The following is a 12,262-nucleotide window of genomic DNA, read 5'->3' as shown; positions in this document are numbered from 1 at the left end:
GGACGGCTCGACGGTGAATGTCGTTTATGCAACTGACGGAAGGAAGCTCAGGGAGAGGGTGACCTCGTCGGGAACCACCGTGATACGCAACTACTCCGGGAACTGCATCTTCGAGGGGGGATCGCTGAAGAAGGTGGTCTTCGATGGAGGATATGCCCAGATGAGCGGCAACACGCCTACGTACATGTTCTTCCTCACCGACCACCTCGGCAGCGTGAGGGTCGTGGCGGACGAGAACGACAACCGCTACCGCTTCACCGGCAAGGAACTTGCGACGGAGACCGGACTCTACGACTTCAGTGCAAGATACCTCGAGACCTCGATGGGAAGGTTCACCACAATCGACCCGCTTGCCGAGAAGTATCCTTCGATAAGTCCGTACGTCTACTGTGCCGGGGATCCGATTAACTTTTTTGACGCTGATGGCAGAGACAAATGGGTATTTAACAACAATGGCGAAATGCTGAATCATGACACAGATTATGTTGAAAATGATGTCATACAAGTTTTACGTTCCGACACTGTCGATGAGCCTACCTATGATGAGATAGTCCTTGATTTTGGAACGTTCACCTCAATTGATAAAAGAAAGTATCTGGGGGTAGACGCGTCTACAGGAAAAGAACTTCCATCATCTCTCACGGCGTTCAAAACAAAAAATAAAGATGCGGCAGAACAGCTATACTATTTCTTACACAAATCTCTAAATGCAGAGAGTGAGATTGTCAGTGTTGGGGTACAAAAATCTCCGACTTATATCGTCGGAACATCAGGACAACAGGACAATGTTGGCGTTTCGTCATATTTATTCTCTTCTGGTTTTACAATTTTGTCTTCTCGACATACCCATACCAACAATTTCCCGTTCCCAAGTATTGGTGACATAAGAACAGCGGAGCTTATTCAGGACAGATTCCCTATGGCCAAATTTAGTATTACGATATCATCAAAAAATGGAGATTATGAAATTCCATTTTCAAGGGATTCGTCATGGCCAACGGTAGATTCTTTCGGCGTGATAAAAAATTCACTAAACTATGAGAATATCGATATTACTAGCCACGATACTTTCAGCTGTTTTCATTGGGCAACGGCCCGTGAATCAGTATGTTGAACCTACACAAACAATACACGAAAGAATTAACACGAGGATTAAGCGTGTTAAAACCTTTGTAATAAACGATGTCAATCTTGAGGCCTTATTAATAGATGCACTTGCTCAATATGACTACGATGGATACAAGTCAAAAACCTATTCCCTTAGCTTCGATGGAGATACATGTCTATTAGAGAGCCAACTTCCTCTAAATAGTTTTGATTATAAATTTACATACAAAAAACCGCCCATTGGAGTATTACAAATTTCGGATCGCCAAGTCTTTTTATTTGTAAGAGGGAAAAGCGATAGTTTCAAAAAATCATTCATAGAAACGAAAGAACGATCGAAAAGCACGTTCTATACAATAGGAGAAGACTTGTTTGCCTGGAAATTATTAATAATGGAATTTGAGATAAAAGAGTTTCCGTATAGTTTTACCTTTGAGTACACGTCTGAAGGATGGGTAAATCCAGATTCAATTGAAATACCAAATACGATTGATATCACAGAATGATAGCAGAATCATTCAACATACGCTCATGGATGACAGGCATCTCGGGAAGCCTCTTCGCAGAGAGCCTCGCATACGAGACGGGAACGATTCCGCGATGGGGCGGAAAGATATCGTCCATGCAGTGGAGGAATCCGTCCGAGTCCGGGATGAGGGGATACGACTTCCACTATGACGGGAACAGGCTTTCGTCAGGACTAGGAACCCTGGCATCATACGACGCCTGTGGAAGGTACACCGGAGCCGCCGGACTGGCGAGCGGGATAGAGTACAATGAGATAGGGTTGCCGTCCACGATAAGGCTCATGGGCAGCAGCCAGCTCAACGTGGTATACGCCGCCGACGGGAGGATGCTCAGCGAGACCTTCGCGCTGAGACTGGGAAACAGGGGGCTGGAAAGAATATATTCCGGCAGCTGCGTCTTCACGGCGAACGCGCTCAGCAAGGTGCTATTCGACGGAGGATATGCCCAGATGAGCGGAAACACTCCGACATACCAGTTCTTCCTCACCGACCACCTCGGGAGCGTGAGGGTCGTGGCGGACGAGAACGGCAACGTAAGGCAGGTGAACCAGTACTACCCTTACGGCGACCCGGAAAATTACATATCAAGATCGTCAAGGTCGAATCCGTCGTCCAGGAGATCCCAGAGCGAATCCATCTGGCGTCTGTCCTTCTTGGTAGGTCTTCCGGTTCCGCGGTCCCTCTTGAAGAAGAAGGTCTCCACCGGTGTCCTCATCTTCTCGAGTTCCTCCGGAGGAGTCAGGTTCTCTGCGTACTGGGGCACGAACTTCGCACCCTGCCTCTTGTCGATTGGCTCTATGACACGGAAGGTGAACTGCACCTGACCCTTGCGCGCAGTGAGCATGTCCCCGGCCTTGATGTCACGGGAAGGCTTCACGTCCTGGCCGTTAAGCTTAACCTTTCCGCCCTTGCAGGCATCGGTGGCGTCAGTGCGGCTCTTGTAGACGCGGATCGCCCAGAGGTACTTGTCTATCCTTGTGCTCTCCATCGCCCTAATTGAGAAGTTCTCCGGACTCGAGGCCTTCATAGTCCTCACCTTCGAGGTATGCCTCAGTATTCGGATTGATATATTCGTCCATGTCGCTCCTCTTCTCCACGGTTGCCTCGAGTATCACCGTCTCCTTGTCACGAGGTACGAGGAGATAGTCCGGCATATCTGCGGGGATGAGGACGGTCTCGCCCTTGGAAAGCACGGTCGTGTCTGTTCCCTTTCCGTCCTGCGAAGGAACCTGGATGCTCAACTGTCCTTCGGCACATACATACACGAGGAAGCTGCCGGCCTTCGAAGTCGAGGCCTTCACCGGCTCCTTGAGACGGAGGAGATTCACAGTGAACTCAGGGCTGCTGACAATGTTCTCCACGACTGGAAGTTCGGCCTGCGGATCGTCCCAGAGCGGTCCGCGATGCCAGCGTGACTGGCTGTTCATGGTATAGTCGACTACATCTATGGCCTCCTCGAGATGCATCGGTCTTTCGGTGGCAGAATCGGATTCTCTCCCCCAGTCATAGAGACGGAAGGTCATGTCGGAAGCCTCCTGAATCTGAGCGACCAGCAGTCCGCCGCCGGCAGCATGCACCGTACCCGGAGCGATATAGATGGTGTCACCCTTCTTCGGATAGATGACGTTCAGTATCTCTTCCACGCTTCCATTGAGACAGCGCTCGTAGAACTCCTGCGCCGACACCTCGCGGCAGAAACCGAGATATACCTTCGCTCCCGGCTTCGCGTCCATCACGTACCAAAGCTCTGCCTTGCCGAGCGCATCGTATCGCTCCTCGGCGACCTCGTCGTCCGGATGCACCTGCACGGAAGTCATATCCTCCATGTCCAGGAACTTCACCATGAGCGGGAACTGCAGACCATACCAATTGTAGATGTCCTCGCCTACGATCCTGTCGATGTAGGTCTCCATAAGCTCCTCGACGGTATTGCCGGCGAGCCATCCGTCCTCAACAACGGACTCCTGGAAGCCCAAGTCGGCAAGCTCCCAGCTCTCACCGACCTTGTCCTTGGCGGTAAGCTTATGCTCCTCCCCTTCGTCATCGGTCTCGACGAAGGATTTTCCGAGCATCTTGATTAACGCATCGCCTCCCCAGGGCTTTCTGACCGGGACGGGGATGAACTTCAACGGATATAGTTGTTTCTTTGTCTCCATAGTGCCATGTATTGGCGCAAAGGTATGAAAAAATTGCTAAATTTGCCGTTCACTCTATTTATGTAAGAAATGGCACAGAAACCATCGATTCCAAAGGGAACAAGAGACTTCGGCCCTGCCGAAATGGCAGCGCGCAACTACATATTCGACACCATCAAGAGCGTCTACAGGACCTACGGCTACTCGCAGATCGAGACTCCGGCGATGGAGAACCTCAGCACCCTCCTGGGCAAGTACGGAGACGAGGGAGACAAGCTCCTCTACCGCATCCTCAACTCAGGCGATCCGTTCGCAAGCGCGGACATGTCCAAGCCGCTCACCGCTCAGGTATGCGAGAAGGGCCTCCGCTACGACCTCACCGTGCCTTTCGCGCGTTTCGTGGTGCAGCATCAGAACGAGCTCACCTTCCCTTTCAGAAGGTTCCAGATTCAGCCCGTATGGCGTGCTGACCGCCCTCAGAAGGGACGCTACCGTGAATTCTACCAGTGCGACGCCGACGTCATCGGAAGCACCTCCCAGATCAATGAGCTCGAGCTCGTACAGATCGTGGACCAGGTGTTCCGCAAGTTCGACGTGCGCGTCTGCATCAAGATAAACAACCGCAAGGTACTCACCGGACTCGCAGAGATCTGTGGATTCCCAGACAAGGTGGTGGACATCACCGTCGCGATCGACAAGATCGACAAGATCGGCATCGAGGCCGTGGAGGCGGAGATGATGGAGAAGGGTCTCACAGCCGAAGCCGTGAAGATCATCGAGCCTGTGCTCACCCTCCAGGGCAGCGCAAGCGAGAAGATTGCCACCATGAGAGGCATCATGAGCGGTTCCGAGACCGGTCTCAAGGGCCTCGACGAGCTCGAGGAGCTCTTCGGTTTCATCGCTGCAGCGGACATCAGGAACCAGGTCGAGATCGACCTCTCTCTCGCCCGTGGTCTCAACTACTACACCGGAGCGATCTTCGAGGTCAAGGCTCTCGACTACCAGATCGGAAGCATCTGCGGAGGCGGACGCTACGACAACCTCACCGGCATCTTCGGTCTTCCTAACATGTCAGGAGTCGGCATCTCATTCGGCGCTGACCGTATCTACGACGTGCTCGGAGGTCTCGACAAGTTCCCTAAGGAAGTCATGTCGACCACCAAGGTGCTCTTCGCGAACATGGGCGAGGCCATGTACCTCATCCCTGTGGTGAAGACGCTTCGCGAGGCAGGCGTCGCATGCGAGATCTATCCTGAGCAGACCAAGCTCAAGAAGCAGTTCGACTATGCTGACCACAAGGGCATCGCATTCCTTTCTATCGTCGGCAGCGACGAGGCCGCCCAGGGTATCATCAACCTCAAGAATCTCGCAAGCGGCGAGCAGAAATCCTTCCCTAAGGACGACGTACAGTCTATTCTCGAATTCCTGAACGCATAGAAAGATGAATCTCGCAGACAAACTTAAGTTCTATAAGGACTTTCCTAAGCCAGGTATCAATTTCGTGGACATCATTCCGCTCATCCAGAGCAGGGAGACTTTCAGCTGCCTCATGGACAAGGTGAATGAGGAAGTGACCGCCACCACTGTAGCAAACGTGGAGGCAAGAGGATTCTTCTTCGGAGCCCCTCTCCTTCTCGACCCAGACAGCAAGGTATGCAACGTCGTTCCGATCAGGAAGAAGGACAAGCTTCCTTTCGCTTCCGACGACCTCCAGAAGGTAGCCATCAAGAAGGAGTACGGCGAGGACCTCGTGACCTTCCGTATCTCGGACATCGCCGCAGGCGAGCCTAACGGAGATGTTTTCGAGATCAACATCCTTGACGACGTACTCGCAACAGGAGGTACCGCGGCAGGTATCGCAGAGGCCATGAACAAGCTCAAGATCGTAAAGGACGGCAAGACCTACGGAGTCAAGGTGACCAAGTTCGTATTCGTCGTCGAGATCGACGAGCTCGCAGGAAAGGACAAGCTCGAGCCTATAGCTCCGGTTGCTTCGATCATCCATATATAAAATGTATCTCAAAGCCCATAGAGACGTCACCGGAAAGCCGATGACGTCTTTTTTTCGATATTTTTCACAATCTTTGTAATAAATGGGTGCTTTCTTTCGTCTAAAGAGCAAACATCAAAAACAAGAAACTATGGCAAAGAGAATTTATCGCATTCCTGAAGGTAAGATGATCGCCGGCGTATGTACCGGAATCGCCGACTATTTCGATATCGACCCAACCATCATCAGGCTCGCATGGCTCGTGGCATTCTTCTGCGTAGGAGCAGGCTTCTTCGCATACCTCATCGCAGCCATCATCATCCCTGCACGTCCGGACATCTACATCCAGTAATTATTCAGAAACACATTCGCCGCCCTAAGCGGCCACACGACGAAAATGAACAGCGAACAGGAATTTGCACGTATCGTCAAGGAGCATAAGAGCACGATCTACACGGTCTGCTATATGTTTTCCAAGGATTCGGACGAGGTCAACGATCTCTTCCAGGACATCCTTATCAATATGTGGAAAGGTTTCGATTCATTCCGTAGAGAATCCAGCGTGGACACCTGGATTTGGCGTATCAGCCTCAACACCTGCATCTCTGCTGAGAGAAAGAAGAAGAAGGCAGGCGAGAAGGTTCCGCTCTCTATGGGGATCGACCTCTTCACCGATGAGGGTGAAGGATCGAAGCAGGTACAGAAACTGCACGAGAGAATCCACAAGCTCGACGTCATCGACCGAGCTATCGTTCTTCTCTGGCTTGAGGACATCAGCTATGAGGAGATCGGAGCCATCGTCGGCATCAGCGCAAAGAACGTAGGTGTGAAGCTGTTCAGGATCAGGGAGCAGCTCAAGGCAATGTCAACCAAAAACGAAGAATAATCATGGAACACAAGGATATCACAAACCTCGAAATGGAGGATATGCGAGAGCAGATCAGTGCGCTCAAGCAGATGCTCGCGAAAGAGGAAATAGTAAACGACAGGATTCTCAGGAGCGCCACTTCCAGCAGGATCTCGACCATCCAGAGAAAGGGCATACTAAGCATCGCGATCGGCATCATCGGAGCCCCATACTGCGCGTTTGTATTCTATCAGTTGGGTCTCAGCTGGTACTTCATCGGTGCGACCGTCGCAATGCTCATCTTCTGCGCCTCATGCACCGCAGTCATGCATAACAGGGTGAAATCAAATACCGCAAGCACTGGCAGCCTGCTCGAATGCGCAAAGCAGATCAAGAAGCTGAAGAAGGAATATCGCGACTGGTTCAAGATCGCAATCCCGATGATCATCGTATGGTTCGGGTGGTGTGCTGCCGAGATGATATTAGAAACCCCCGACGCAGCCTATGCGATAGGACTTGTCGGAGGTATGTTGATCGGCGGAATATTCGGTGGATTCCTGGGATACAGGATGCACCGTAAGGTAGTCGACACCTGCGATGAGATTCTTATCTCCCTCGGCGAAGCTGACGACTAGAAAATCTTATCAGATACCAGCCTTCAGACCCTTGATGACTGAAGCTGTGAATCCGGCCTCTTCCATTGCGTTGAGGCCTTTGATTGTCATACCACCTGCTGTGGTGACCTTATCGATCTGAGCCTCTGGGTGAGCGCCGGTGTTCCTGAGGAGAGATACGGCACCCTGCATGGTCTGGGTAACGATCTTCACTGCGTCTGAAGGGAACATACCGAGCTCGGTACCACCCTGAGATGCTGCATGGACATAGCGGAGAGCGTATGCGATACCGCAAGATGCGAGGCAGGTACCAGCCTGGAGCTGATGAGGCTCTACTACGAGTGAGGTACCGGTTCCCTCGAGCATCTTCTCGAGAACTGCGATGTGCTCTGGCTTAGCGGTTACAGGCGCGATGAAGTTCATGCTCTCGCAGAACTCTATGGCGATGTTAGGGATTACATATGAGATTGCAGGGACATTGCCCTCGTACTTGAAGCTCTCTACGAGTTCCTCTTCCTTGACGCCAGGCGCCATGCAGGCTACTACCTGCTTCTCGAAATCGAGGACCGGAGCGATCTCCTTGGCTACTGCAGGAACCACCCATGGCTTTACCACGACGATTACCACGTCAGCGTCCTTGATACCTTCCTTGTTGTCAGTGTTGGTATTCATTCCAAGCTCCTGATACCTGGTGAGGAGATTAGGGAATGGGCAAGTGATAGTAATATCAGATGCAGCAATGTGACCAGCCTTGGCAATACCGATGGCAGCTGCACCGCCCATGTTGCCGGCTCCAATGATAGTTACTTTCATTTCTCTATATAGCTTTTATGAATTGGACGGCAAAAATAGCACTATTATTAACAATTACCTTGTAATATCGTACAATTGGATAACAATTCTATCCTATTGTCACCTTTTTGCTCACGATTTGCCGTTAATTAAAGAAGCCGGTCCGATGAGCCAAGTTCCATAAAATGAGGATTCTTCGTATCTTTAGGTCCATGAACAAGCATTTTTTCATTTTCGACATCGACGGAACCATCATCGACACCGAGAAGACCGGCGTACTTTCCATGATGGACACGGCAAAGCAGCTGATGGACCTGGACATGAGCTACGACCAGGCTTATGGATATTTCGGAATTCCGAGCCACAAGGTCGGCAGCCTGCTCGGATACCACGACGCCGCCGAGTTCGGGGAAGTATGGGAAGAGAACTTCATCCGGCTTTCCTACATGATGCGTCCTTTCGACGGAATCGCCGAAGTGCTGGAGAAAATCCATTCCGCCGGACACAGCATAGGCTGCGTGACCTCCCGCAACCGCTTCGAATTCGGCAAGGATGTACACCTCGCGCCCATGCTGAAATATTTCGACCACAGCATCTGCGCCGAGGACAGCGAGCGCCACAAGCCCCATCCTGACCCTATCCTCAAGTACATCGAGCTCAAGGAGAAGGATCTCGGCAGGAAGATAGACATGGAGGAGTGCATATACATAGGTGACACGATGCACGACTGCCAGTGCGCCCACTCAGCATCCTGTGAATTCGCCCTCGCCGACTGGAACGGGCGCGGCCAGCAGGGAATCCCTTCCGAGTTCCACTTCACCGATCCGTCCCAGATTCTGGGATTCCTTGCATAGATTTTTGCTATCTTTGCCTCATGCGCCTTCCTAAGTCCATATCTCTGCTGCTCGCCGTAGTTCTCGCGGTTGCCTGCGGTCCGTCCGACTACCGTCAGGTCGACGAGTACCCGGAGATAGTGCCGGACTATGTGGGCGTGACCATACCAGAAGGCATGGCGCAGCTCAACTTCGACATGGCTGACGGTTCACTCTGCAAGGTCGACAGGCGCAGGGAAGGAGACATCATATGGGTCAGCGTAGCTTCATGGAAGAAAGGCTCACGAAACGGGACCAGATACAAGGACTTCCCTATCCATGTGTCTTCGGACGAGATTGATCCGTATATTGCATACAGGCTCATCGAACCCGGCTACGAGAGCTGGCACGACATGGGCATTTACCAGAGGGAGCTCTCCAGCTACAAGGAGAGCGCGATCGTGACCAACAAGGTCAATGATCGCGGCTGTGTGAACTGCCACACCTTCCCATCCGGAGACCCTGAGAGGTTGATATTCCATGCCAGAGGAAAGGGCGGCGGAACCGTGTTCGTCGACAAGAGCGGTGTCAGGATCATGAACCTTGCCGAGCATGGACCGAAGATGCAGGGCACATACACTGCATGGAACCCCGACGGCAGGCACATCGTATTCTCTTCGAATTCCACCCACCAGAGCTTCTATGCCTCGGCCCACCAGCCGCTGGAGGTGTTCGACACCGCGTCCGACATCATGATCATGGACATCGAGACCAACGAGATCAGCGTACCCGTGCAGACCGCGGAGAGCCTCGAGACCTTCCCTGCTTGGTCGCAGGACGGCAGGACACTCTATTTCTGCTCTTCGCAGGATCCGGGCAACCTCCCATACGAACGCGCACAGCTGCGATACAGGCTCATGGCGATGGACTTCGACGGAAGCAAGTTCGTCGGAGAGCCTCGCTGCGTACTTGACGTCGACAGCATCTCCGTATCCTTCCCAAGGGTCTGCGGAGACAAGCTCGTATTCACAGCTTCTTCCTATGGCACCTTCCCGATATGGCATGACGAGGCAGACCTGTGGATGATGGACCTCGCAGACGGAGGCATCAGACCGCTGGACGAGCTGAACAGCGACGGCGCGGAAAGCTACCATTCATGGTCTAGCAACGGCAAGTGGATGGTATTCAGCAGCCGCAGGATAGACGGTCGCTACACCAGACTGTACATAACCCACTTCGACGGGAACGGCAGCTTCACCAAGCCATTCATGCTCCCGCAGAAGAAGTACAGTCACAACGAGCTGCGTCTTAAATCGTACAACATCCCCGAGTTCGTCAAGGGTAAGGTCGAGGACAGGCAGAAAGACATCGAAAAGCTATTCAGATGATGGGCAGGATCAAAGAAAAGAGCAGGACGATACTCAGCTCGGCATTTATCCCATGCGTGATATTTGCCGTGGTCTGGTATGTCAGCAGCCATGTCCTGCGCTACACCATGCTGATGCAGGAACAGAAGGGAATCTTCCTCAACACTCCAGACTACTACAGGCAGCTTTTCGCCGACTCATGGCCTCTTGCGACGCTCATCAGCGACTTTCTGGTGCAGTTCTACCGGGTCGCAGGACTCGGAGCCGCAATCTGCGCACTGATCGTGACCGTGGCATACATCGGGACAGGCAGGCTCCTGCGTTTCCTCCCGCTGAACAAGATTCTCGGAACTATAGCCGGCGCTGCCAGCTGGATTGCGATAGCCCATGCGAACACACCGCGCACAGGTGTATTCATCCTTATCGCCTCGCTGCTCGCACTCCTCGTCTCGACCTTCATCCCATATGACAAGATTACGGTCAAACTGCCTCTCAAGGACAAGTTCAAGGTAGCCATGGAAGGCATCTGCGTCGCACTGATCGTCGTCGCCGGAGTCCTTGTCGTGAGAAACGAGAATATAAGGGAAAACGAGAGATGGTACGCGGTGGAATATCTCACCAGGGTCCATGACTGGGGCACGGTGCTGGCCATAGCCACCCCACAGCTCTGCAAGTCGGACATGTCATACGTACCGTACGCCCTGCTGGCCCTCAACGCCAGCGGACAGCTAGGAGAAAGGCTTTTCGACTACCCTATCACCGGACCGGAGAGCTTCGGCGAGACTGCCGGAGAGAACTGGAGCGCATTCTCGCTGAGGAGCGTGATATACGAGACCATAGGTTGTCCGAACGAAGCCATCCATCAGGCCTTCCAGCTCGGTATGGCGCTTCCGCACGGCACCAGCTTCGGCATCCTGCGCCAGCTCATCAGGCTCGAGATAGAAAAGGGAGACTACCAGCTCGCGATAAAGCATGCCGACATACTCGGGCGCAGTCCGTTCAACAGAAAGACGGCCCAGGCAGCAAGGAAGATGGCGATGGAGAGTTCAAGATCGGGCTCGGAAGTGGCCTACGACAAGGGGCGCGAAAGCGACACTATGATATCCAACAGTTCGAGATACAACCTCAGCGGAATACTCCTCAACTGCAAGGACGCCAACAGCGCCGCTGCCGACAGGTTACTCGCCCATTTCCTCATCATAGGAGACATGGACAGCTTCCGAAAGACCATCTCTGAATTCTACGGAGCAACAGACCCTGGCAGGCTTCCTAAATATTTCAGGCAGGCCATCACCCAGGGAACGATACAGCCTATCGCAAAGCCTGAATCCACTCAGTCAGTCCTCACCCCAGGGCAGAGCTGACGCAATTTCTTGAATTCCCAGAAATGAAAAGACTCCTCATTTCCCTCACCTTGCTTTTCACCCTCTCTGCTGCTGTAATCGCAGCGGACAGGAAACGTGTACCCCAGGAATGGGTGACGCTGGCAGAGCAGACCGACTTCCGTAAGACACCCAGGTATGACGAGACCATGGACTTCTTCCGCCGCATGGCAGATCAGTCTCCCATGGTCAACTTCGAGAGCTTCGGCGTCAGTCCTCAGGGAAGGGACATCAATCTCGTGATCGTGGACAAGAACGGACTCACGACTCCGGAGGACATACGCGCCAAGGGCCGCGTCATCGTGCTCGTCGAGTCCTGCATCCACAGCGGTGAGCCCGACGGCAAGGATGCGTCGATGATATGGCTGCGCGACCTCGTGTTCACAGGCAAGGACAAATCCCTCCTGGACGATGTCAGCTTCCTCATGATACCTATCTTCAATGTCGACGGCCATGTGGATTTCCGCGCCACCAACCGCATCAACCAGAACGGCCCTGAGGAGCTCGGTACGCGCAACAACTCATTGCTCATGAACCTCAACCGCGATTTCCTCAAGACCGATGCCCCTGAGATGAAGGAGTGGCACAAGATGTATAACTACTGGGATCCGGAGCTCTTCATCGACTGTCATGTCACCAATGGCGCTGACTTCCAGTACGTCATGACCTATTCCGTCGAGGATCATGGT

The 12,262-nt window shown here is 52.8% G+C and carries 15 protein-coding genes; 11 read left to right on the top strand and 4 right to left on the bottom strand.

From position 1 onward, the window contains the following. Window positions 1-1,114: RHS repeat-associated core domain-containing protein (locus AC06ND_RS05840; protein WP_475678058.1), on the top strand; the 1,114-nt coding region annotated here is incomplete at its 5' end. Further along, window positions 1,098-1,613 carry a hypothetical protein gene (locus AC06ND_RS05835; protein ID WP_475678057.1) on the top strand — a complete coding sequence of 172 codons (516 nt, stop codon included), beginning with the start codon at window positions 1,098-1,100 and terminating at the stop codon, window positions 1,611-1,613. The genes AC06ND_RS05840 and AC06ND_RS05835, both read left to right, overlap by 17 nt. A gap of 166 nt (window positions 1,614-1,779) precedes the next feature. Here the strand turns inward: AC06ND_RS05835 and AC06ND_RS05830 are convergent, their stop codons facing one another. The 3 genes from AC06ND_RS05830 to AC06ND_RS05820 form a co-directional block, all read right to left on the bottom strand. Then, the gene (locus tag AC06ND_RS05830; RefSeq protein ID WP_475678056.1) at window positions 1,780-2,121 is read right to left on the bottom strand and encodes a hypothetical protein; all 342 of its coding nucleotides are present in this window, start codon (window positions 2,119-2,121) and stop codon (window positions 1,780-1,782) included. Between the two features lie 90 nt (window positions 2,122-2,211). Then, a complete protein-coding gene (locus AC06ND_RS05825; protein ID WP_475678055.1) occupies window positions 2,212-2,661 on the bottom strand; it encodes an RNA-binding S4 domain-containing protein in 450 nt (149 codons plus the stop codon). Beyond that, window positions 2,627-3,790: a type I phosphomannose isomerase catalytic subunit gene (locus AC06ND_RS05820; protein ID WP_475678054.1), complete on the bottom strand. Its 1,164-nt coding sequence runs from the start codon at window positions 3,788-3,790 to the stop codon at window positions 2,627-2,629. Before AC06ND_RS05820 ends, AC06ND_RS05825 begins: the two co-directional genes overlap by 35 nt. Window positions 3,791-3,859: 69 nt before the next feature. Between AC06ND_RS05820 and hisS the strand changes: the two genes are divergently transcribed. From hisS to AC06ND_RS05795, 5 genes are all read left to right on the top strand, one after another. Beyond that, the gene (gene hisS / locus AC06ND_RS05815) at window positions 3,860-5,206 is read left to right on the top strand and encodes a histidine--tRNA ligase (RefSeq protein WP_475678053.1); all 1,347 of its coding nucleotides are present in this window, start codon (window positions 3,860-3,862) and stop codon (window positions 5,204-5,206) included. A gap of 4 nt (window positions 5,207-5,210) precedes the next feature. Continuing rightward, complete coding sequence (locus tag AC06ND_RS05810; protein WP_475678052.1) at window positions 5,211-5,780, top strand: type I phosphoribosyltransferase; 570 nt, start codon at window positions 5,211-5,213, stop codon at window positions 5,778-5,780. Between the two features lie 130 nt (window positions 5,781-5,910). Continuing rightward, window positions 5,911-6,111, top strand: a complete 201-nt coding sequence (locus AC06ND_RS05805) for a PspC domain-containing protein (RefSeq protein ID WP_475678051.1) — start codon at window positions 5,911-5,913, stop codon at window positions 6,109-6,111. Window positions 6,112-6,156: 45 nt separating this feature from the next. Continuing rightward, complete coding sequence (locus tag AC06ND_RS05800; RefSeq protein ID WP_475678050.1) at window positions 6,157-6,645, top strand: RNA polymerase sigma factor; 489 nt, start codon at window positions 6,157-6,159, stop codon at window positions 6,643-6,645. A 2-nt stretch (window positions 6,646-6,647) separates the two neighbouring features. Continuing rightward, window positions 6,648-7,241 (top strand): hypothetical protein, encoded by a 594-nt coding sequence (locus AC06ND_RS05795; protein ID WP_475678049.1) that lies wholly within the window; start codon window positions 6,648-6,650, stop codon window positions 7,239-7,241. 9 nt (window positions 7,242-7,250) lie between these two features. On the opposite strand, the gene AC06ND_RS05790 is transcribed toward AC06ND_RS05795, so the two are convergent. Next, window positions 7,251-8,033: a pyrroline-5-carboxylate reductase family protein gene (locus AC06ND_RS05790; RefSeq protein WP_475678048.1), complete on the bottom strand. Its 783-nt coding sequence runs from the start codon at window positions 8,031-8,033 to the stop codon at window positions 7,251-7,253. A gap of 191 nt (window positions 8,034-8,224) precedes the next feature. Here AC06ND_RS05790 and AC06ND_RS05785 point away from each other — a divergent pair, with 191 nt between their 5' ends. The 4 genes from AC06ND_RS05785 to AC06ND_RS05770 all read left to right on the top strand — a co-directional run. Then, window positions 8,225-8,866 carry an HAD family hydrolase gene (locus tag AC06ND_RS05785; RefSeq protein ID WP_475678047.1) on the top strand — a complete coding sequence of 214 codons (642 nt, stop codon included), beginning with the start codon at window positions 8,225-8,227 and terminating at the stop codon, window positions 8,864-8,866. A 20-nt stretch (window positions 8,867-8,886) separates the two neighbouring features. Further along, complete coding sequence (locus AC06ND_RS05780; protein WP_475678046.1) at window positions 8,887-10,212, top strand: TolB family protein; 1,326 nt, start codon at window positions 8,887-8,889, stop codon at window positions 10,210-10,212. Then, on the top strand, window positions 10,209-11,555 hold the full coding sequence (locus tag AC06ND_RS05775) for a DUF6057 family protein (protein ID WP_475678045.1): 1,347 nt from the start codon (window positions 10,209-10,211) through the stop codon (window positions 11,553-11,555). The genes AC06ND_RS05780 and AC06ND_RS05775 overlap by 4 nt, the downstream gene beginning before the upstream one ends. Before the next feature lie 23 nt (window positions 11,556-11,578). Beyond that, window positions 11,579-12,262, top strand: a 684-nt coding sequence (locus AC06ND_RS05770) for a M14 family zinc carboxypeptidase (RefSeq protein ID WP_475678044.1), incomplete at its 3' end; no start/stop codon positions are given.

Source organism: Candidatus Cryptobacteroides sp. (genome assembly GCF_056207615.1).
The sequence above is the reverse complement of the archived record's forward strand: the minus strand, read 5'-3'. Positions and strand labels throughout refer to the sequence as shown.

What these genes read in the sequence shown, in the direction of transcription:
- AC06ND_RS05825 (WP_475678055.1), bottom strand. Translation starts at nt 2,661, where the DNA reads ATGAAGGCCTCGAGTCCGGAGAACTTCTCAATTAGGGCGATGGAGAGC.
- AC06ND_RS05775 (WP_475678045.1), top strand. Translation starts at nt 10,209, where the DNA reads ATGATGGGCAGGATCAAAGAAAAGAGCAGGACGATACTCAGCTCGGCA.
- AC06ND_RS05785 (WP_475678047.1), top strand. Translation starts at nt 8,225, where the DNA reads ATGAACAAGCATTTTTTCATTTTCGACATCGACGGAACCATCATCGAC.
- AC06ND_RS05795 (WP_475678049.1), top strand. Translation starts at nt 6,648, where the DNA reads ATGGAACACAAGGATATCACAAACCTCGAAATGGAGGATATGCGAGAG.
- AC06ND_RS05780 (WP_475678046.1), top strand. Translation starts at nt 8,887, where the DNA reads ATGCGCCTTCCTAAGTCCATATCTCTGCTGCTCGCCGTAGTTCTCGCG.
- AC06ND_RS05800 (WP_475678050.1), top strand. Translation starts at nt 6,157, where the DNA reads ATGAACAGCGAACAGGAATTTGCACGTATCGTCAAGGAGCATAAGAGC.
- AC06ND_RS05810 (WP_475678052.1), top strand. Translation starts at nt 5,211, where the DNA reads ATGAATCTCGCAGACAAACTTAAGTTCTATAAGGACTTTCCTAAGCCA.
- AC06ND_RS05790 (WP_475678048.1), bottom strand. Translation starts at nt 8,033, where the DNA reads ATGAAAGTAACTATCATTGGAGCCGGCAACATGGGCGGTGCAGCTGCC.
- AC06ND_RS05805 (WP_475678051.1), top strand. Translation starts at nt 5,911, where the DNA reads ATGGCAAAGAGAATTTATCGCATTCCTGAAGGTAAGATGATCGCCGGC.
- hisS (WP_475678053.1), top strand. Translation starts at nt 3,860, where the DNA reads ATGGCACAGAAACCATCGATTCCAAAGGGAACAAGAGACTTCGGCCCT.
- AC06ND_RS05820 (WP_475678054.1), bottom strand. Translation starts at nt 3,790, where the DNA reads ATGGAGACAAAGAAACAACTATATCCGTTGAAGTTCATCCCCGTCCCG.